Raw genomic sequence first — 21,148 nt, 5'->3', positions numbered from 1 at the left:
ATCTTTAATTTTAAAGGGATAAAAATGGCTATACTCCCATAACATCTGAAAAAAAATTCTATATCGACACATGGATTGCTAATTATATTAGTATTTTTGAATTGATATGAATGTAGAACGGATAACAGAGAAGTTGAACATATTGGCAGATGCCGCCAAATATGATGTATCGTGCGCAAGTAGCGGCAGTAAGCGCAAAAACGAAAATAAGGGTTTGGGCAATGCTAGTAATGGTATTTGTCATTCTTATACCGAGGACGGTCGTTGTGTGTCGTTACTAAAGATCCTGCTTACCAATCATTGCATTTTTGATTGTGCTTATTGTGTATCGCGTAAGAATAATGATATCCAGCGGGCTGCGTTTACTGTGCAGGAGGTTGTGGATCTCACCATTAACTTTTACCGCCGCAACTACATCGAGGGTTTGTTCCTCAGCTCAGGGATTTTTAAAGATGCCGACTATACAATGGAACGCCTTGTCCGAATCGCTAAAAAACTCCGCACCGAGCATAAGTTCAATGGCTATATTCATCTCAAATCTATCCCCGGTGCAAGCGATGAATTGATGAATGAGGCCGGCTTATACGCCGACCGCCTCAGCGTTAACCTAGAAATGCCAACAGAAGCAGGCCTCAAACTTTTAGCACCGGACAAGAATCAGGCAGATATGATCAAACCGATGGGCTACCTAAGGAATGCCATCATCCAGCGAACGGAAGAAAAGAAACTGTTTAAAAAAGCGCCCATATTTGCACCCGCCGGGCAAAGTACACAGGTAATTATTGGCGCCACGCCAGAAAATGATAACGAAGTGCTACGGTCTGCCAATTACTTTTACAAGAATTTTAACTTAAAGCGGGTTTACTATTCGGGTTATGTGCCGGTATTGGCCGATAGCCGTTTGCCTGCTTTAAATACCAGCGTGCCCATGGTGCGCGAGAATCGCCTTTACCAGGCCGACTGGCTCATGCGCTTTTACGGTTTTAAAGTGAACGAGATTGTAAATGACAGCCAGCCACATCTTGACCTGGATATCGACCCAAAATTGGGCTGGGCTATCCGCAATATGCAGGCGTTTCCGGTAAATATTAATAAGGCCGATCTGCAGATGATCTTGCGCGTGCCCGGCATAGGCCTATTATCGGCACAAAAAATTGTGAGTGCGCGTAAGTTTGGTAAGCTTAACTGGGATCAGTTGAAGAAGATGGGGGTAGCCCTAAACCGCGCCAAGTATTTTGTTACCTGTAATAGCAATGAATTTGAACGGAGGGATTTAACGGGCAGCAACATTAAGCAATTTATATTGGCAACATCGCAAAGCAAATATTTAAAGAATACCCAAGTACAATTAAGCCTCTTTTAATGATGACTACTTTAGTTTACGACGGCACTTTTGAAGGGTTGCTTACCTCGGTTTTTGAGGTTTATGACCGTAAGCTGAACAGCGTTAATTTGCAAAAGACGCGGTTGGATAGCAACGCCCTGTTTGAAGATAAGCTGAATGTAATAACGGATGATGGCCGCGCCAACCGGGTGTTGAAAGGTTTAAAGCAAAAGATCTCGTCGATGGGGGTACAGCGCCTTTACTCAGCGCATTTGGCGGAGATGGATGGCGAGGATAATAATTTATTGGGTTACATCCGCTATGCTTTTGATGCCGGGCAAAATATTGAGGAAGATTACGGGAATAAATTTGTGATGCGCGTCTCCGAAATGGTACGCATGGTGAGGCGCGAAAAACATAGGATGGAAGCCTTCGTCCGTTTTCAGAAATTGAAGGATGGTATTTTTTATGCCGCAGTAGAGCCGGACTTTAATGTGCTGCCCTTACTCATCCGCCATTTTAAAAGCCGTTATGCCGATCAAAAATGGATTATTTATGATATTAGGCGCAAATATGGTATATATTACAACCTGCATAATTGTGAATATATTTCACTTGATTTTGCAAACGACAGTAAGCCCGGCGATGTGGTTGCCGCCTATACTGAGGATGAGGAGATTTACCAGCATCTTTGGAAGAACTATTTTACCAGCGTAAACATCCCATCCCGCAAAAATACCAAGTTACATGTACGCCATATACCCAAAAGATACTGGAAGCATTTGACGGAAAAAATCTAAAATTACCCATTTTAAGCATTTTTTATTTTAGATAGACGTGCGGATTTAGCTGATACATGTGGGTAAAGGGCGATGTTTATAACCTTACAGTTGATGGCGTAAATTACTATATGATAATGCCAAAGCCATGTGGATAAACCTTAAATAATTGTTGAAAACGTGTTAATAAGAAAAATAAAAAAAATTTGCGAAAAGGGCTTCCATGTCCCTATATTGTAATCATCAAGAACGACGTACTTTGACAGCCTTACAGGAATACAGAAACTTAATCGGGTTAACCTCAGGGTGAACTAAAGATAAGGGAAGTGCCTGAGTCATTTGAAGGGAATAGGATACGAAAGTAATTTACCCTGGAAATGATTAACGAGGTATTACAGATTTTGCCAGAGCCTATGGGCAGCAGCAAACAAAGTAATGACCTTGAAGGAATCGGCGTTTGCGTAACAATGAGACATCGGCATTCAAACGAATAAAGAAGTATCAAAGTTGCACGGATAACGAAGGAGTCGACTTCCCCTCGGGAGAAGTGACAAGATCAGCATCGGTAAATGAGATGATCCATCAGCACTCGCAAGAGGAACGAAGGACACATACGGAACAGATCTGGAGGCGTCACCATCCGCAAGGAGACAGATAAGATCAGCATCAGTGTTAACATTTGAGACATAGGCATTCGCAGAGAATAAAGAGACATCAGCGTTCGCAATAACAAAGAGGGTAGCAGGTCGGTTAATTTTACACAAAACTTGGTGCTTCATGATGGCTATGGTCATTCATGAGGTCAGGAAAAACGGAGGTCATTTCGCAAGAAGAGGCTTCCGTTTTCCTATTTTAAGGGGTTTTTTATTAGCCAGGTCAAACATCCATGCCTAACTTTATATTATTTTCAGCGCCCACGCCGAGTTGCTGACAATAGCGTAAACGCTTAAATGGGCGATACTAAAATCCATTTTTATTCCTTTTCTGAATTGCTTCTTCCGTTCTTGGAATAAAATTTTCCCTTACATTAAATTCGGCAGTGGCCTGCACTTCTTCTATAAACGGTCGCAGCTCTTTATTATAATCCGCAAAGGCTAACTCATAATTACCGTTATGCTTCTGCAAAGCATCGGCTAATGCCTCGGCGCCGATAACCGATAATGAGGCACCTTTGCCTGCGGCCGGCGAAGCGCAATAACCGGCATCACCTACCAGGGCAACCCGGCCTTTTGTCCAGGTGGGCATTTTTATCTGGCAAAACTTATCGAAGTAAAAATCCGGGGAATTTTGAATCTCTGTCAGTAATTCAGCCGATCGCCAGCTTTCATCTGCAAACTGGTCTAAAATGATTTTTCGTTGCTGCGCGATATTGCGGTAATCGTATTGGATCTGCTCCTCCGAATAGAAACAAAAGATGATATCCGTTTTGTTTTTATAGGAATTAAGCATCATACCTATATCAGGCACATTATACATCTGCATCGTTTTTTGCTTAATCAGCAATTTATTGACGATGGTGATAGAAAAATAGGCCTGTAAAAAATGCTCGTAATCCTGCTCGGGCCCAAACCAAAGTTTTCGTACGCCAGAGTGTGAACCATCACAGCCAAACACCAGATGGAAAGATTGTTCCCCGCCATTTTTAAAAGCAACTTTTATATCGTCTTCAGTTTCCGTTAACGCGGCAATACGGTTATTAAAAATAAAATTAATATCGTTTTTTAGGTCGTCGTATAAGATGCCAATAAATTTATCCCTTTCAATTTCTATCTCATTATCAGAAAGTTCGGCTGTACCGGTTATTATCGGCATCGAACCTACCGTAACATCACCGGCATCTTTAAACTCGATCAATTCAACATTTAATCTGTTTGATTTTAATTGCTCAAAAATACCCATGCGTTTAACTGCATCTAAAGCGGCATCTTCTATATTAACAGCCCCGCCGGCAACGCGTGGTTCGCCGGCAAGTTCAACTACAGTTACTTCATAACCTAAATTATTCATCCACCAGGCGGCAGAAAACCCGGCTATACTCGCGCCCGAAATAAGCACTTTTTTATTTTTGATCGACTCCATTTTTCATTATTTAATTAACAGCACAAAGGAACATCGCGCAGCAATCAAAAAAAATGGCAATACAAAGTAAGTATTGGATTAATCGTTGTTTTTATTACGGAACGTTAGAGCAGACATTCCTGTAATCTTAGTAAATAACCGTGAAAAATAGGGGTAATCATCATAACCTAAAGCCCCGGCTATTTCTTTTACTGTTTTATCGGAATGGTACAGCAGACGCTTAGCCTCTAAAATTACCCGTTGTTGTATTTGATGGGAAACCGAATGGCCGGTGGTGTTTTTAACACACTCGTTGAGGTAGGGAGTAGAGATATTTAGCTTCTCCGCATAATCTGCCGGTCGTTTTATCGTAGTATAATTTTGCTCTAATAAATCTTTGAAAGCTTTTGTGACATTATCAAATCGGGATAGCTTATCTGCCGGCTTAGCCAATTCTAAATATTGCGATATAACTAAAGCAACCAACGCATTACAGCTATTTTTTAGTAAGGAATGGTATAGCTTATTGCCTTTACATTCGTACAGGTTTAAACAAAAATTTACCGCGTCAGAGAAGATGGCAAATGTATCATCATCTAAAGTCAGCGGTATTGCTGGGGTGATGTCGGCTAATAATTTCAGGTATTCCGGGTTAATATTATCATTACTTAACGCCCAGCTTACGATAATTACGTCATCGGATGCCGCTGTAGAATGCACCTGATCGGGGTTTACGTAAATGATAGATGGGCTATTAATAATGTGATGTTCGAAATCGATCTCAAGTTTTACCTGCCCGGTCTCTAACAGGAAAAAAGAGTGCCCGTCGTGCCGGTGAACCGCTTTATCTACCTCCAGCGTTTCGGCTATAAGCAGAAGCAGATCTTTCATGTAAAGCCTTTCGATTGTGATACCCGGATCCCGGTCATCTATCATATTGTTTACCGGAATAGGCTGCTTCTGTTTACGCATCGCTTTTATTTCACAAAGCAAAGATAAATTTTGGACCTGCCGCACACCTTTCCCAACAATTACAACATTTTCAACATCTGCTGCAAGTCACCAACCAAAATGCCTATTTTGCATTGATGAAGGAATCTACAGGAAAAACGGACGGAAAGAAGAAAATATTTGTGCTGGATACCTCGGTTATACTTTATGACCACAACGCCTTTGAGAGCTTCCAGGAACACGACGTAGCCATACCTATACAGGTATTAGAAGAGCTGGATAATATGAAGAGTGGTAACGATACCCGCAACTTTGAAGCCCGCAGCTTTATAAGGCTGATGGACGATATGTCGAAAAGCCGCCTCATAAACCAGTGGATTCCGCTTAATGGCAAAAGCAAGGGTAGCTTTAAGGTTATTATGGATGCCAAAAACAGCAGTGCCGATGCCGAGGTTGTTTTTGGATCGGATAAGATAGACCACCGCATACTGAACGCCGCACTGGGTGTGCAATTCGAGAACCCTGATAAAAAGGTAATCCTGGTATCAAAAGATATCTGCCTGCGGCTGAAAGCCAAATCCCTTAACCTTTATGCCGAAGATTACGAAACCGGCAAAGTAAAAAACCTCGAAGAGCTTTACAGCGGTAAAACCACGCTGAACAAGATCACCGAGAAACTTTTAGGTAAGCTCAACAAGAATGATAGCCTGCCCATTGATGACCTTGACCTTGACATCGACCCAAAAGCCGGCAACCAATTTTATATATTAAATAGCAAAAATGGCTCAACATCAAGTTTCTATAATTCGCAAAGCGAATTGTTGGAGAAAGTAACCGAGCAACCCGTACTGAACATATACCCACGTAATGCGGAACAAGCTTATGCCATACACGCTTTATTGCACCCCGATATTAAATTGGTAACCATACAAGGCAACGCCGGTACTGGTAAAACCCTATTAGCCCTTGCCAGCGCGCTGGAGCAGCGCAAGCATTACCGGCAGATCTTCGTAACGCGCCCCATTGTACCGCTTAGCAATAAGGATATAGGCTTTTTACCCGGCGATGTAAAATCAAAGATAGACCCTTACATGGCCCCGATATGGGATAACCTGAAGTTTATTAAAGACCAGTTTGCCGAGGATGAGAAAATGCAGGCCAAGTTGGACGAACTGGTGGCAAATGATAAGATCTCTATCACACCGCTGGCATTTATCCGCGGGCGTACGCTGAGTAAGATTTTTTTTATAGTGGATGAGGCGCAGAATTTGACGCCTCACGAGGTAAAAACCATTATATCCCGCGCAGGCGAAAACAGCAAGTTTGTATTTACGGGAGATATTTACCAGATTGATACGCCTTACTTAGATGCGGAAAGTAACGGGTTATCGTACCTGATAGACAAGGCCAAAGGGCACCCGCTTTACGCACACATTACCCTGCAAAAAGGGGAGAGGAGCGAACTGGCTAATTTAGCTACGGAGAGGTTGTAAAAAAGCCCAAGAGATCCTGAATTTGTTTCAGGATCTCTTGGGCTAAGTATGCAATTGCTTTGCAAGCCGTCATAACAAAATAAATTCGGCATGACGGCTTGTTTTACGTCCTTGGTCTTTTTGGGTTAAACGCCACCAAGTAATCCAATTCATCGGCTATGATGGTGCGTTTGTCAACCTGGCTGTCATCGCGCGTGTACGATTGCTTAAGCCCTGCTTTTACAAGATTTAAAACCTGCAACAATATTTCGGGGCCCATTTTAGTAGCATTGGTTGGGAAAAAGTTACGTTGTATCTTGATCCTGTCGGCATTGGATGCCATGCTAAATTCCCAATTATCGTCGGCTTTAAAACCATGTTCTTTCGAAAGGTTGTTTAGCTCATACAGGTACATTTTTGTTTGTGTCTCGATGCTTTGTTCGCTCATTTAATTATTTTTTGCCTAAATCGGAGGAAGCCGAGCCTTTACCTGATTGATATGCTGATTGTTTTTTGTTCACGTTTACGGTAGGCTGTTTTTTAACTTCCTTAACCGTTTTTCTGTCTTTACTCATGGTGTTAGATATTTGATGTTTAACAAAATGCGATAATCGCGCCTGCAGCTAATGCAGCTTGAAACTACCTGCAATGCCTTATTAAAATGATTGTGTACAGATAGGAATTTCTTAAAGCTAACCTTTATTTATTGTAAATGAGCAGGTTTCGCATTTTTAATAAAATAGTACTTAAATAACTATAAAAAGCTCGAAATATTATGGGCTGATTTACAGCACGCTATCCGTTTAAACAAAGCTTAAAAGATTTTATTTATAGGAAAATCCGTTTGAAATACCTATATTGTACGCTTACGAAGCATCCGCTTTTAAAGCAGGTGCTTTTTTTATTCACTAACCCCGATAAAAACTATGGCTAAATCCCAGGCAACGTTCATGAAAAAGCAGCTCGAAAAAAACAGAGCAAAAAAGAAAGAAGATAAAGCACAGCGCAAACAAGAGCGCCAGGAAAGTTCTACCGGCGGCGACTTAGACGGCATGATGGCTTACGTTAACGAATTTGGCGAGATCGTATCAACCCCACCCGAGAAGAAAACCCAAACTGACGACGAATAACCCCGTCAGAGATATTTGTAGATGGCCTTGCCCCAATATTCTCCTAAAAGGGCAGCGCCTTTCTGTTAAGCGTAGTAAATATACGCAGCCATTAAGTGCATACACATTATTATTAAACAATCAAATCTCTTGGTGAAACACACAGGATAATTTGATATGCTTAATAAACACGTTTTTGTATAAAACTATTCGCTTTTATAAAGTGCACCGGCTTTCTCGGCCGATACTTTAATACCTTTTATCATAGCCGAGCTAAAACCATTATGCTCCATCTCATTTAGGCCGGCAATAGTACAGCCCTTGGGCGAGGTAACCTTATCAATTTCCTGCTCGGGGTGTGATGACAGTTGCAATAACAGGTCGGCAGCGCCTTTAGCGGTTTGCGCAGCCATTTTAAGGGCATCATGCGCGTGGAAACCAATTTCGGTACCACCTTGTGATGCCGCGCGGATAGAGCGCAAAAAGAACGCTATACCACATGCACAAAGCGCGGTGGCAGAGGTCATCAATTCTTCATTGATCTGGATGCTTACACCAACCGTATCAAATAAGGATAGCACTAAACTCACGTTTGCGGCGGATGCATTATCGGTAGCAATACAAGTCATGCTTTGGCCTATGGCAATGGCGGTGTTGGGCATCGCGCGGATCACCTGCACATCCAAATCCAGCTGTTTCCGTATATCCTGACAGCTCACGCCCGATACTACCGAAATTAACAAATGCTTGGTTTGATTAGCGGCGGGTTTTATCTCGTCCAGCAACTTATTCAATTGCTGCGGAAGGATGGCTAATACCACAATATCTGCTTTGGTAACAGCATCTGCATTGCTGGCGGTTACATTGTAGCCTTCATCTGCCAGAGCAGACAGCGTGGGTACATTACGGCGGGTAAGAGTGATTTGCTGCGGGGTAAAAATGCCTGCTTTTACCAATCCTTTGGCTAATGCGAGCCCTATATTACCGCTGCCTAATATGGCTATATGTTGTTGTGTTTCCATTTTACTTACTTAAACGGGTACCAAAACCCTCTTTTTTCTTTAACTTCCCCAAATCATCTGAGTGGCCTATAATAACCGCCTTTACACCGCATGAAATTGCGGTAAAGGCATTATTCAGCTTGGGAAGCATCCCGCTGTGGATGATCTTTTCCTTCTTCAATCTCTCGTATCGCTCGGGGTTTATATCCCTGATAAGCGAATCCTCATCATTAATATCCTGTAATACGCCTTTTTTCTCAAAGCAATAGATAAGCGTGGTTTCGTACAGCTTTGATAATGCAACCGCCAGTGCCGATGCAATAGTATCGGCATTTGTGTTTAATAGCTGGCCTTCACCATCGTGCGTTAAGGCACAAAAAACAGGTGTGAAGCCGCCATCAAGCAACTTGCTTACATTTTTGGGATCGATAGAACCATCGAACAGGTCGCCCGCAAAACCATAATCTATCGTTTTGACAGGCCGTCTTTTGGCTCGGATAAAGTCGCCATCTGCACCGGTGAGGCCAATGGCGTTATTGCCGTAACGCTGCAATTGTGCTACAACGTTTTTGTTGATCAATCCGCCATAAACCATCGTAACCACGCGCAGGGTATCAATATCGGTTATCCTGCGGCCATCAACCAGTTTGGCTTCGATGCCCATACTTTCCGAGATCTGTGTGGCAACTTTGCCGCCTCCATGCACAAGGATCTTAAACCCATCAAGTGCGGTAAAATCCTTCAGGAAACGGTGCAGGTTTTCTGAGTTATCTATTACGTTACCGCCAATTTTAATGATGTGCAGGGCTTGCATAGGGTATTATATATAAGTTCGATGGCAATTATAGTTATTTTTTGGGGATGGCGTAGGTTTTTTAACCACAAAAGGCACATAGTTTTTTCGCAGAGAGCACCGATCTATCAATTAAACCTTAGTTAACTTCGTGTTTTTTTTCTTTGTGAACCACTTGGTTTAAAAATACTAACTTGAAAATCAATTGTTTTTTTTAAAAACTGATAAATAAGTTATTTAACTTAAAATATAGTTGTACAACTGAAATATAAGTTGTAGGTTTGGTTTATGGACGAGTTAACAAAAACAGAAGAGCGCGTAATGCAGGTACTTTGGGACCTGAAAAAGGCTTTTGTGAAAGACATCATCAAAGCCATGCCCGATGACCCCAAGCCGCCGTACAATACCATATCATCGGTAGTTAGGCTGCTGGAGAAAAAGGGGTATGTAGACTATAAAGCTTATGGCAAAACTTACGAATACTTCCCGGCCATCAGCAAAGTAGATTATCGTAAGGCATCTTTTAAAAAGATGTTTACGGGGTATTTTGACAACTCGGTAGACAGCCTTTTATCCTTTATGGTGAAAGAGCAAAAACTGGGGGAAGGTGATATCAAAAAAATTCAGGACATGATCGATAAAAACTCAAAACGATGAAGACCATAATTTATCTACTGCAGGTGTCGGCATGTACCGGTATTTTTTATGCTTTTTATTTCCTGCTGCTGCGCAGGATGACCTTCTTTAAGCTTAACCGCTGGTATTTGGTGGGTACATTATTACTAAGTTTTATCATACCGGCAATAAACCTGCCTGTAGATGCTACGCATCCACCTGCCATTATGCAGCCTGTGGTTTTTGTGAACAAAATGCAGTTGGTAGAGGAGCCCATCCAGGCAATTCAATTTGCCTCGCGGCAGGCTATTGAGCACCGTATTGATTGGGTTAAACTCATCCAAACCGCTTATTTAGCTATTGCTATAATGTCGGTTGTTCATCTGTTGTTCACATTATTAGTTTTCGCAAGGCGGATGAAAAATAAGGAGTTGATGCAGATAGGCAACGTTAAAGTTTTGCGAGGCAGCAAAACGCTTGGCAACAGCTCATTTTTCAACGTGCTATTTATCAATGACGATGAACTGGAGCCGCATGAAATCAAACAGATCATCACTCACGAATTACTTCATGTAAAGCTGATGCACAGTGCCGACAGGCTTTTGGCGAGGGTGGTGCTTATTGTACTTTGGTTTAACCCGTTCACTTATTGCTACATCAGGTCGATAGAGGAGAACCACGAGTTTGAAGTAGACCGTATAGCCGCAGGCGAGGCAGACAAAAGCATGTATGCTACGCTGCTGTTCAAATTATCGGTATCGGGCCAGAGTTACCTGATGCATAGATTTAGTAAAGTGCCGCTAAAAAGCCGCATAGCCATGTTATTTAACAAACCCACCTCAAATATGAAAAAAGCAATTTACGCGCTTGTGCTACCGATAGTAGCAATAAGCTGCCTGGCCTTTGCCAATTTGGAAAGTAAAAATCCGGTTAAAAGACAATTTTTTAATGCATCAACTAAGACGGATACGGTTTTGATGGATACTGTAAAAAAATATCGCCAGAAAATTAAACGTACGCCCGCCCAAAAAATAGCAGATGATAGGTCTACAGCAGAATTTAGGACTTACACAAAATCGGCAGATAGCAAGTATAAAAATGAACTGGCCAAGCGTGTGCAAATGAAATTGCTTACCTATAAAGTTGTAGGGATAATTGATAGCACAGTTAAATTATACCATTTTACCGGGTACAAACTAACACAAGGCGAAGATGAATTTGCACTTAGATACAGATATAGATTGACAAAATCTATCCAAGGATTGTTTAAAGTTGGCGATGAAATCCAATTACAATCATCGGGTGCGATGTGGACAAAAGAGTTCCCATTAATTATTGAGCCGGCATTGATAAAAAAGGATGAGCAGATAATATTTCAATCAACAAAAAACACATTGCGTAAAAGCGCATTTTTATACGAAGTTAACAGAGTGCGCTACGCAAATGGCTTGGTAACAAACATCAAAAAATACCCTAATGGTAAATGGAAAAGCGAAGTAATGGAGTCGAACGGTTTTAACATCAATTTTAATATTAAACTATCAGCTCCGGAATTTACTAACATTAAACAGGGCGATAATGTAACCTTCCGCTTTGTGCACGAAGTTAAAACCGGCGAAAAAGATTATACAGTTGATGATTGGGTAGCTATTAGTAACGATAACAAGTTTTATGGCGTTAAAAACCCCGACTTCTTTCACAAATTCTACGAAAAAATATAATTAACCTAAAATCAGTTAATTAAGAAAGGTTATGGGGACACCTGTCGCTTTTTTTTGTTTGATCACTACAAAAATAACCCTTGTTAAAACACATATCCGCTTTATCCTGTTAGGTAATAAACCCAGCGGTTGTTTATTCATTAATTTGCAGCCGGTTAACTAACATATGGATAAACAAACAAGCGCTATGCCCCGCGTTATCATTATTGGCGGTGGCTTTGGCGGCGTACAACTGGCTAAAAAATTAAAGCACGCACCTGTAGAAGTCCTGTTGCTGGATAAACATAATTACCATACTTTTCAGCCTCTGCTTTACCAGGTGGCAACTGGCGCTATCGAAGGCGATTCTATTGGGTTTCCCATCAGGCGCATCTTTAATAAACAAAAAAACTTTACTTTTCATTTGGCTGAGGTGCAAAGCATCGACACGGAAAAACAAATTGTTACTGCCAACATAGGCGACTTAAAATACGATTACCTGGTGATTGCCACCGGTGCCAACACCAATTACTTTGGCAATAAGGAGCTTGAACGCAACACCATGCCCATGAAGAACGTGGCCGAGGCGCTGAATATCCGTAGCCTCATCCTCCAAAATTTGGAAAAAGCTTTAGTTACCACCGATAAGATTGAACGCGACGCGTTACTGACCTTCGTTATTGTTGGTGGCGGGCCAACAGGTGTAGAGTTGGCAGGGTCTATATCTGAACTGCGCAAATTTATCTTGTGTAAAGATTATCCCGGGCTTTGTAATGCCGATATGAAGGTGTTTTTGGTAGAGGGCAAAGCCGAACTATTAGCTGCCATGTCGCCGCAGGCATCCATCAAAGCAAAAAAGTTTTTAACTGATATGGATATCACCATATTTAACAGCGTGCATGTAGAAAGTTATAACGGCATGCTGTTGAAGATAGACGACGGCACCACCATCAATACCCGGAACGTATTTTGGGCGGCAGGCGTTAGGGGCGAGGTGCCCACCGGCATGCCCGAAGAAAGCGTTATGAAAGGCGGCCGCTTAATAACCAACGGAATAAACCGAGTTAAAGGTTTTACCAACGTTTTTGCCATTGGCGATGTATCGGCAGTAATTACAGAGAAAAATCCCGTAGGCTTCCCCGGTGTGGCGCAGGTTGCATTGCAGCAGGGCAAGCAGCTGGCTAAGAACATCATTAATCTGGTTAACGACAAGCCAACGATTGCTTTTACTTACGCAGATTTGGGCACTATGGCAACCATTGGCCGTAACAAAGCCGTTGTCGATTTGCATAAACTGCGTTTCCATGGCTTTTTTGCATGGTTGTTGTGGATGTTCGTGCACCTAATGTCGCTGGCCGGTTTCAGCAATAAGGCAATCGTATTTTTTAATTGGGCGGTTAACTACCTAACCCGCAACAGCGATAACCGGCTGATTATTCATTATTTTAAAACAGATACCATGACGATGGACCCGGTTGCCCGGTAAATTATCAGAACACGTACCCCATGGATATGTTCCTCATTATAGCGCTAATAATTATTGTGAGCGCCGTTTATTCTTACATTAATGCCCGATTTTTAAAACTACCGGGTACAATAGGAATAGTCACACTAGCAATATTGGGCTCTATTTTAACAATAGTTATCGAGAATCTTGACCCCGGCATAGCCAAATACCTTACCGTTTTAGCCAAGCACATTAACTTTTCTACTACTGTGCTAAACGTTATGCTGGGCTTTTTACTGTTTGCAACAGCCTTTAACTTAGATACCCGAAAACTTAAAAGAGAAATGCGCCCAGTATTGATATTGAGCACCTTAGGCGTTATTATTTCCACCACTGTATTTGGCGCTTTATTTTACTGGATAACCGGGCTTATTGATATTAAGGTCCCCTTTGTATACTGCTTGCTTTTTGGAGCATTGGTTTCTCCTACCGATCCGGTTGCAGTGGCGGCCGTGATAAAAGGCTCCAAATTACCTGCAAACCTGGAAACAATTATTTCGGGGGAATCGCTATTTAACGATGGCGTAGGGTTGGTGTTGTTCCTGTTGATATTGGAGGTTACGCAGTCGGGGGTAAATAATTTGGATATTGCCAAAGCTATATTACTTTTTATCCAGGAAGTTTTTGGAGGGATAATTTTAGGGGCTGTTACCGGATGGCTGGCGTTCAAGTTAATGAAATCCATAAACGATTTCCAAACCATTGTGCTGGTTTCTTTAGCGCTGGTAATGTTAGATTCGGTATTGGCTTCGTATTTACATTTATCCATCCCGCTTGCAGTGGTTACCGCTGGCTTATTTGTAGGCGGCAGGTCTATAAACGCTACTAATAAAGAAAAATCGCATGAGGCACTGGAGGATTTTTGGCTACTGATAGACGAGATCCTCAATGCGGTACTTTTCGTGATGATAGGCCTGCAAATGGTTAACGTACCGTTCATCAGCAACTACTGGATCACTGGTGGTATAGCTATTGTAATTATTCTTGGGGCAAGATGGATGAGTATAATGCTGCCACTAACTTTTTTAAGGAAATCGCTGAATGTGAATTACAATAGTATAAATATACTTACTTGGGCAGGTTTAAGAGGAGGAATTTCTATCGCGTTAGCATTGGCTTTACCCATATCGCCGTACAGGCATATGATCCTATCGGGAAGCTATTTTATTGTGATATTTTCTATCGTGGTGCAGGGCTTATCGCTTAACAGGCTTATCAACGCGTCGTACAAAAAAGATTAGTTTTCCTTTTTCATGTAGTTCGCAATTTCGCGCTCTGCCGAATCTGTAGATTTACTTAGTGATTCGATGATATTTTCACGCTCTAACTCCGTGCGGAGTTGGCTGAGTTTCTTTTTGCCCTGCAGATCGGTCACTATCATTTCAAACGCCGTGATGCCGTTCATCATTTTAGATTTATAGTCATCGGGCAGGTTGTCCCACTGCTTGCGATAACCAGCCTCGTAAAATCCTATCATCTTTTCTAGCAAAGCTGCAATATCCTTTTTATCTTCAATTATAGTGGCTTTACCATAAGCATGTACCGACAGGTAATTCCATGTAGGTACATTTTGCTCTTTTTCGTAATTGGTAGGAGAGATGTACGCATGCGGCTCGGTGAAGATCACCAGTGAGGTTTCATTGAATACAGATGCCACTTGCGGGTTTGCTTTGGCGAAGTGAGAGATCAATACAATTTCATCGCCGCGTTGTTCAACTATAAAGGGCAGGTGTGTAGCCTCGGGGACACCATTCATCACCGTTATTATCGTTGCAAAGCTATACTTCTGCATAAAAGAGACAGCCTCCTGATGGTCAGGCAATTGAAAGTGTTTAGGCGTATACATATTGAAAGTGATTCAGGATTTGAAGAATTAAGAGACAAGACAACTCAAAAAGCTGATATATTACAACGCTTCCAGCATTTGTTTCAATACAGCCTGCGCAGCCCAAACACGATTACCCGCTTCATGGATCACGATGGATTTTGGGCCATCCAATATCTCGGATGATAGCTCCAGATCCCGGCGTACGGGTAGGCAGTGCATCACTTTAGCGTTTGGCGCTACAGCATCCAGTTTGGCATTGGTTAACATCCAGTCTTCGTTACCACCTGTTACTGCGCCATAAGGCTCATAAGCCGACCAGTTTTTTACATAGATAAAATCCGCATCTTTTATGGCTTCATCCTGCTTGTAGGTGATGGTAGCGCCGTAGGTAAAATCGGCAGAAAGCTCATATCCTGCCGGGTGGGCAATTGTAAAATCAACATCAGCCTTGCACATCCATTCGGCAAAAGAGTTTGGTACAGCCTGTGGCAGGGCCTTTATATGCGGCGCCCAAGTTAATACCACCTTAGGGCGTGCTGTTGTTTTTAATTCTTCGATGGTTACCAGGTCGGCAAGGCTTTGCAATGGGTGGCGTGTGGCAGATTCCAAACTCACCACAGGTACTTTACAAAACTCTACAAATTTGTTAAAAATGGTTTCGCTGTAATCTTCCTCACGGTCTTTTAAACCAGGAAAAGAGCGCACGCCAATAATGTCAGAGTATTCGCCCATAACACCGGCAGCTTCGCGAATATGCTCTACGGTTGTACCGTTCATGATCACGTTGTCGCGCAGTTCAAGTGCCCAACCTTCTTTATCGATGTTCAACACAATAACATTCATGCCCAAATTCGCGCCCGCCTTTTGGGTGCTCATGCGGGTACGCAGGCTTGGGTTCAGGAAAACAAGGCTCAGGGTTTTGTTTTTGCCCAAATGCTGATGCGCGTATGGGTTTTGTTTTAATTGTAATGCTTCGGCAATCAGCGCCTTAACATCTTTAACATCATTTACCGAAGAGAATAGATTCATAATAGCCTCACCCTAAGTCCCTCTCCGGGGGAGAGGGACTTTATTTTATTTCTGTAAAAATATAATTAAATTCTAACCCACTCAATATCAAGTCTCCCCAACCGGGGGAGATTTAGAGGGGGCGTAAAGTTGTAGCAAAAGCTTCCAGGAACCTATCCGCATGAGCTTTTGTTAAATTCAATGCAGGCAGCAACCTAACCACGTTTGGTTTGGCTTCGCCGGTGAATATCTTGTGTTTAAACAGTAAGTCTTTTTTAATATTGCCTAGTTCTTCGGGCAGATCAATACCGATCATCAGGCCACGGCCGCGAACTTCTTTTACTTTATTGAATTTCTTTAACTCCTCTATCAAATAAGCACCAACCTCTGCTGCGTTTTGCATCAGGTTGTCGCGTTCTATAACTTCTAACACAGCTAAACCCGCGGCACAAGCCAAATGGTTACCACCGAACGTTGTGCCCAGCATACCATAAGCAGGTGCAATTTTAGGGGATATAATAATACCGCCGATAGGGAAACCATTAGCCATACCTTTTGCCATGGAATAAATATCGGCATTTATACCAGCGAAATCGTGCGAGAAAAATTTGCCTGTACGGCCATAACCACATTGCACGGAATCCGCAATAAAAACGGCGTTATATTCATCGCAAAGCGACCTTATCTTTTGCAGGAAGCTAACAGGGGCAACTTGTATCCCACCAACACCCTGGATGCCTTCGATAATTACTGAGGACACCTCATTGTTTTTGAAAGCATCTTCCAAAGCCGTCTCATCATTCCATGGCAAAAATATTACGTTATCAGTTTCGTTAACCGGGGCAATAATTTTAGGATTATCGGTAGCCGCAACTGCAAGCGAAGTACGGCCGTGAAAAGCCTTTTTAAAGGCGATTATTTTCCTTTTTCCGTTGTAGAAAGAAGCCAGTTTTAAAGCATTTTCATTTGCTTCAGCACCAGAATTACAAAGGAATAGTTGGTAATCTTCCTTACCTGAAATATGGCCCAGTTTTTCTGCCAGTTGGGTTTGTAATGGAATTTCTATCGAGTTGGAATAGAAACCTATCTGGTGCAACTGGTCTGCTAACCGTTTTACATAATACGGGTTGGTGTGGCCGATTGAGATAACAGCGTGCCCACCGTAAAGGTCAAGATATTCGGTGCCTTTGTCGTCATAAACAAGGCTGCCAACGCCTTTTACGATATTAATTGGATTGATTGGATATACGTCGAATAATTTCATTTTAATACTGAAATAAATTAATACTTAATGGACTAACGCTAAAGTGGCGAACGCGGCTTAAAAACCGGTCGCCTTAAGTCGTAATCCGGCGCGTTCATCCAGACCAAACATGATGTTCATGTTTTGTACTGCCTGGCCGCTCGCGCCTTTAAGTAAATTATCCATTATGCTCATTATAAAGATCTTATTATCATGTCTCTTAACCTGAATGAAACATTTATTTGTATTCACAATTTGTTTGAGGTCGATATCCTTATTGGTTACATGCGTAAATGGGTGGCCTGCATAGTATTCCTTATAAAGGTTTAAAACCTCCGCTTCGCTCAAATCGCTCTCCGTATAGATCGATGCAATGATACCACGGGTAAAGCCACCACGATAAGGCACAAAATTGAGTTCCTTATCAAAACCTGCTTGTAATTGCCTTAGCGATTGACCGATCTCGCCCAAATGCTGATGGTTAAAAACTTTATAAACCGACAGGTTATCGTTCCTCCAGGTAAAGTGAGAAGTAGAAGAAAGGCTTTGCCCGGCACCGGTAGAACCTGTTGTTGCCGTGATGTGTACCTTGTTATTCAGCAAACCTTTGCTTGCAAGCGGTAACAAACCCAATTGTAGACAAGTAGCAAAACAACCGGGATTGGCTATATTGGCCGCGGTTTTAATAGCCTCACGGTTTAACTCAGGCAAGCCATATACGAACTTTTTATTCTTAAATTCAGCATTTTGGTTTAACCTAAAATCCTGGCTCAGGTCAATCACCTTAATATGTTCAGGAATTTCGTTAGCCTCTAAAAACTTCTTAGCGTCACCATGACCAACACAAAGGAAAAGAACATCAATGTTGTAAGCCAATTGGTCGGTAAATTGCAAAGCGGTATCGCCAAATAAGTCGGTATGCACATCGTAAACGTAGTTGCCCGCGTTGCTGTTGCTGTGCACAAACACGATCTCCACATTTGGGTGGTTTATGAGTATCCGCAGCATTTCGCCACCTGTATAACCGGCGCCGCCAACAATACCTGCCTTTATTTTAGAGGTTAATTCTATCATTTTTTGTAGATGGTGATGAGTAGAGGATAAATTCCAGGTCGCTGCTTTCTTTGTTACTTACAAAGTGTTTTTGGCCCGCTTTAATTTCTATGCCCTGCTCGGGTTTTAAAACACTTATCTCCCCGTCGATGGTAAAAGTTGCCCTGCCTTTCAGTATAAAAAAGAACTGCGAGGCTTTCTCGTGATAATGTAAATGCTCCGCTGTATCGGGCGGCATTAATTCTTGCTTTATTGATAACGCTTCGGTGTCAACATAGTTCCAGCCGTAGCAGTCATCGCCCCATTTATAGGTACTTAAGCATTCGCTTCTCGAAAAGATGGGGTTTGCCATAATTAATCCTGTCCGTTTACTTTGTGATATATCATTACTTGGTTACCAAATATTTTGGAGAACCCTTTAACGTCTTCGCCGCTCCATGAATTATTCATTTCGCCGTAACTTCCAAATTTGTTGCTCATCAGGTCATGTTTCGATTCGATACCGATCACCTGGAAGCGGTATGGGTGCAGCTCGATAAATACTTTACCACTAACGTTCTTTTGTGTATCAGCCAAAAAGGCCTCCATATTACGCATAATAGGGTCGTGGAACTGCCCTTCGTGAAGCCAGTTGCCATAAAATGCAGATAGCTGATCTTTCCATGATAGCTGCCATTTGGTAAGCACGTGTTTTTCTAAGGTGTGGTGCGCTTTGATGATCACCATCGGCGCGGCAGCCTCAAAACCTACACGGCCTTTAATACCAATGATGGTATCGCCTACGTGGATATCGCGACCAATACCGTAAGGTTGTGCAATGGCTTGTAGTGCCTGTATAGCCCTTGTTGGATGGTCGTATTTTTCGTTATCGATGCCAACCAGTTCGCCTTGCTCAAAAACCAGTTCTAAAGTTCTTGGTTCAGATGCGGTAACCTGGGTAGGCCATGCATCTTCCGGCAGACCTAAGTTGGAGGTCAAAGTTTCTTTACCGCCAACCGATGTACCCCAGATACCTTTATTAATAGAATACTTAGCTTTTTCGAAGTTCATTTCAACGCCGTGTTTCTTTAGGTATTCAATTTCCGCTTCGCGACTTAATTTAAGGTCGCGAATAGGGGTGATGATCTTTACCTCGGGTACCAATATGTTAAATATCATATCGAAACGCACCTGGTCGTTACCGGCACCTGTACTGCCATGGGCAACATATTCAGCACCAATTTCTTTGGCATAGTTGGCAATGGCAGTGGCCTGGCTAACACGTTCGGCACTTACCGAAAGAGGGTAGGTATTGTTCTTTAAAACGTTACCGTATATCAAAAAGCGCACACAGGTATTGTAGAAGTTAGTGGTCTCATCAACCACGTGGTGAGATGTAACGCCCATTTGGTAAGCTCGTTCTTCAACGCCTTTAAGCTCTTCGTCGCTAAAACCACCTGTATTTACAATTACTGAGTGAACCTCGTAACCCAGATCGCGTGTTAAATAAATGCAGCAAAATGATGTATCTAATCCGCCGCTGTAAGCCAGTACTACTTTCTTTTTCATGGTAAAAGGTAAAAGGTAAAAGGTGAAAGGTTATTTTCCATCTCTTAAAAATTCAATGAATGAGATAAGCATTGCTTTAATCTCGTTTATGGGTTGGTAAACTAAATCGTGTTGTTCTTGTGAAATATATCCTAAATCGAAAATTAACAAACATGTGTATTCTACTTCAAGGGCCGAACCTAAAGCATTATCAAGATAATGCGTAAAATCTTTATCAGTATTCTTTCCACATCCCTCAACAATATTCATAGGAATAGAATATACTGATCGACGTAATTGGTTGGTTAAGGCAAATTTTTCTTCGGGCGGCATAACAGGTAATATTTCCTGATACACCTGATTTGTAAACAAGTGGGCTTTTTTCCAAATATCAAGTTTTTTATAATCTCTCATTACCTTTTACCTTACAGAATTATTTTCTCTATCCGCCGTTTGATTGCTGCTTCGATTCGCTCAAGCAGTGTCGCTTTATGCGTAATCTTTTTCATCTTTTCTTCGTATTGTTTTTGAACAACTTCCGGGTCGAAAAGCATGGCGGTACACATACAGTTCTTGCGGTCCTTACTCATCAAAATATCGTAGTTAACGCAGCTGCGGCAGCCTTTCCAAAATTCTTCGTCCTGGGTAAGCTCTGAGTAGGTAACGGGTTCGTAACCTATTTCCGAGTTTATCTTCATTACAGCAAGGCCTGTTGTTAAACCAAACAGTTTAGCATGAGGGTATTTACTGCGCGAAAGTTCAAATATTTTATGTTTGATAGCCTTAGCCAAACCTGCTTTACGATAGATTGGATTTACGATCAAACCCGAGTTGGCCACAAAATCACCGTGGCTCCAGGTTTCTATATAACAAAAGCCCGCCCAGGTACCATCTTTATGCAATGCTATCACAGCTTTGCCTTCCAGCATTTTATTGGCGACATACTCTGGCGAACGCTGGGCAATACCCGTACCGCGTGCCTTGGCCGATTCTGCCATTTCATCACATATCGTAGCCGCAAAATCTGCATGTTGTGCAGTGGCTACGGTTATGTCAAAATCTTGTATGGTCATTATAATAGAAAAGTTACCGTTAAATTATTGGCGTTTAAGCCATAATAATTAGAGGGACATTGTTTAAAGAAGTTTAATAATCCTTCTTTGTTTTGAAAGGGTAGACT

22 protein-coding genes are annotated in these 21,148 nt (G+C 42.1%); 8 read left to right on the top strand and 14 right to left on the bottom strand.

The window, feature by feature from the left end:
- Positions 1-106 precede the first annotated feature (106 nt).
- Together RHM67_RS13070 and RHM67_RS13065 are read left to right on the top strand one after the other, a co-directional pair.
- Positions 107-1,363: a putative DNA modification/repair radical SAM protein gene (locus RHM67_RS13070; protein WP_322227206.1), complete on the top strand. Its 1,257-nt coding sequence runs from the start codon at positions 107-109 to the stop codon at positions 1,361-1,363.
- On the top strand, positions 1,363-2,124 hold the full coding sequence (locus RHM67_RS13065; protein WP_322227205.1) for a TIGR03915 family putative DNA repair protein: 762 nt from the start codon (positions 1,363-1,365) through the stop codon (positions 2,122-2,124). Before RHM67_RS13070 ends, RHM67_RS13065 begins: the two co-directional genes overlap by 1 nt.
- A gap of 939 nt (positions 2,125-3,063) precedes the next feature.
- On the opposite strand, the gene RHM67_RS13060 is transcribed toward RHM67_RS13065, so the two are convergent.
- Positions 3,064-4,182: an FAD-dependent monooxygenase gene (locus tag RHM67_RS13060; protein ID WP_322227204.1), complete on the bottom strand. Its 1,119-nt coding sequence runs from the start codon at positions 4,180-4,182 to the stop codon at positions 3,064-3,066.
- A 78-nt stretch (positions 4,183-4,260) separates the two neighbouring features.
- Positions 4,261-5,133: a helix-turn-helix transcriptional regulator gene (locus RHM67_RS13055; protein ID WP_322227203.1), complete on the bottom strand. Its 873-nt coding sequence runs from the start codon at positions 5,131-5,133 to the stop codon at positions 4,261-4,263.
- 116 nt (positions 5,134-5,249) lie between these two features.
- Between RHM67_RS13055 and RHM67_RS13050 the strand changes: the two genes are divergently transcribed.
- A complete protein-coding gene (locus RHM67_RS13050) occupies positions 5,250-6,605 on the top strand; it encodes a PhoH family protein (RefSeq protein ID WP_322227202.1) in 1,356 nt (451 codons plus the stop codon).
- Positions 6,606-6,708: 103 nt separating this feature from the next.
- Here RHM67_RS13050 and RHM67_RS13045 read toward each other — a convergent pair whose 3' ends face one another.
- Together RHM67_RS13045 and RHM67_RS13040 are read right to left on the bottom strand one after the other, a co-directional pair.
- Entirely contained in the window at positions 6,709-7,032 is a 324-nt protein-coding gene (locus RHM67_RS13045; RefSeq protein WP_252756978.1) for a hypothetical protein, read from the bottom strand.
- A gap of 4 nt (positions 7,033-7,036) precedes the next feature.
- Complete coding sequence (locus RHM67_RS13040; protein WP_256474428.1) at positions 7,037-7,159, bottom strand: hypothetical protein; 123 nt, start codon at positions 7,157-7,159, stop codon at positions 7,037-7,039.
- 351 nt (positions 7,160-7,510) lie between these two features.
- On the opposite strand from RHM67_RS13040, the gene RHM67_RS13035 reads away from it, so the two are divergent.
- Complete coding sequence (locus RHM67_RS13035; protein WP_252756979.1) at positions 7,511-7,714, top strand: hypothetical protein; 204 nt, start codon at positions 7,511-7,513, stop codon at positions 7,712-7,714.
- 185 nt (positions 7,715-7,899) lie between these two features.
- Here the strand turns inward: RHM67_RS13035 and proC are convergent, their stop codons facing one another.
- On the bottom strand, positions 7,900-8,715 hold the full coding sequence (proC, locus tag RHM67_RS13030; protein ID WP_322227200.1) for a pyrroline-5-carboxylate reductase: 816 nt from the start codon (positions 8,713-8,715) through the stop codon (positions 7,900-7,902).
- 1 nt (position 8,716) lies between these two features.
- Complete coding sequence (gene argB, locus RHM67_RS13025) at positions 8,717-9,508, bottom strand: acetylglutamate kinase (RefSeq protein ID WP_322227199.1); 792 nt, start codon at positions 9,506-9,508, stop codon at positions 8,717-8,719.
- A 267-nt stretch (positions 9,509-9,775) separates the two neighbouring features.
- Between argB and RHM67_RS13020 the strand changes: the two genes are divergently transcribed.
- The 4 genes from RHM67_RS13020 to RHM67_RS13005 all read left to right on the top strand — a co-directional run bounded on the left by RHM67_RS13020 (position 9,776) and on the right by RHM67_RS13005 (position 14,550).
- Positions 9,776-10,144 (top strand): BlaI/MecI/CopY family transcriptional regulator, encoded by a 369-nt coding sequence (locus RHM67_RS13020; protein ID WP_322227197.1) that lies wholly within the window; start codon positions 9,776-9,778, stop codon positions 10,142-10,144.
- On the top strand, positions 10,141-11,823 hold the full coding sequence (locus tag RHM67_RS13015) for a M56 family metallopeptidase (RefSeq protein WP_322227196.1): 1,683 nt from the start codon (positions 10,141-10,143) through the stop codon (positions 11,821-11,823). The genes RHM67_RS13020 and RHM67_RS13015 overlap by 4 nt, the downstream gene beginning before the upstream one ends.
- Before the next feature lie 166 nt (positions 11,824-11,989).
- A complete protein-coding gene (locus RHM67_RS13010; protein ID WP_322227195.1) occupies positions 11,990-13,288 on the top strand; it encodes an NAD(P)/FAD-dependent oxidoreductase in 1,299 nt (432 codons plus the stop codon).
- Between the two features lie 20 nt (positions 13,289-13,308).
- On the top strand, positions 13,309-14,550 hold the full coding sequence (locus RHM67_RS13005; RefSeq protein WP_322227194.1) for a sodium:proton antiporter: 1,242 nt from the start codon (positions 13,309-13,311) through the stop codon (positions 14,548-14,550).
- On the opposite strand, the gene RHM67_RS13000 is transcribed toward RHM67_RS13005, so the two are convergent.
- The 8 genes from RHM67_RS13000 to RHM67_RS12965 all read right to left on the bottom strand — a co-directional run bounded on the left by RHM67_RS13000 (position 14,547) and on the right by RHM67_RS12965 (position 21,041).
- Positions 14,547-15,155, bottom strand: coding sequence for an FMN-binding negative transcriptional regulator (locus RHM67_RS13000; RefSeq protein WP_322227193.1), 609 nt, complete (start codon positions 15,153-15,155; stop codon positions 14,547-14,549). The genes RHM67_RS13005 and RHM67_RS13000 overlap by 4 nt on opposite strands.
- 60 nt (positions 15,156-15,215) lie before the next feature.
- Positions 15,216-16,166 carry an acetylornithine carbamoyltransferase gene (locus RHM67_RS12995; protein WP_322227191.1) on the bottom strand — a complete coding sequence of 317 codons (951 nt, stop codon included), beginning with the start codon at positions 16,164-16,166 and terminating at the stop codon, positions 15,216-15,218.
- A gap of 112 nt (positions 16,167-16,278) precedes the next feature.
- A complete protein-coding gene (locus RHM67_RS12990) occupies positions 16,279-17,409 on the bottom strand; it encodes an aspartate aminotransferase family protein (RefSeq protein ID WP_322227190.1) in 1,131 nt (376 codons plus the stop codon).
- A 57-nt stretch (positions 17,410-17,466) separates the two neighbouring features.
- Positions 17,467-18,462 (bottom strand): N-acetyl-gamma-glutamyl-phosphate reductase, encoded by a 996-nt coding sequence (gene argC, locus RHM67_RS12985; RefSeq protein WP_322227189.1) that lies wholly within the window; start codon positions 18,460-18,462, stop codon positions 17,467-17,469.
- Entirely contained in the window at positions 18,443-18,793 is a 351-nt protein-coding gene (locus RHM67_RS12980; protein ID WP_322227188.1) for a cupin domain-containing protein, read from the bottom strand. Before RHM67_RS12980 ends, argC begins: the two co-directional genes overlap by 20 nt.
- Before the next feature lie 2 nt (positions 18,794-18,795).
- The gene (argG, locus tag RHM67_RS12975; protein ID WP_322227187.1) at positions 18,796-19,989 is read right to left on the bottom strand and encodes an argininosuccinate synthase; all 1,194 of its coding nucleotides are present in this window, start codon (positions 19,987-19,989) and stop codon (positions 18,796-18,798) included.
- Between the two features lie 30 nt (positions 19,990-20,019).
- Positions 20,020-20,382: a four helix bundle protein gene (locus tag RHM67_RS12970; protein WP_322227186.1), complete on the bottom strand. Its 363-nt coding sequence runs from the start codon at positions 20,380-20,382 to the stop codon at positions 20,020-20,022.
- An 11-nt stretch (positions 20,383-20,393) separates the two neighbouring features.
- Positions 20,394-21,041 (bottom strand): GNAT family N-acetyltransferase, encoded by a 648-nt coding sequence (locus RHM67_RS12965; RefSeq protein WP_322227185.1) that lies wholly within the window; start codon positions 21,039-21,041, stop codon positions 20,394-20,396.
- Between the last annotated feature and the right edge of the window lie 107 nt (positions 21,042-21,148).

It is taken from the genome of Mucilaginibacter sp. 5C4 (genome assembly GCF_034345625.1).
In the GTDB taxonomy this organism is placed as follows: Bacteria; Bacteroidota; Bacteroidia; order Sphingobacteriales; family Sphingobacteriaceae; genus Mucilaginibacter; species Mucilaginibacter aurantiaciroseus.
The sequence above is the reverse complement of the archived record's forward strand: the minus strand, read 5'-3'. Positions and strand labels throughout refer to the sequence as shown.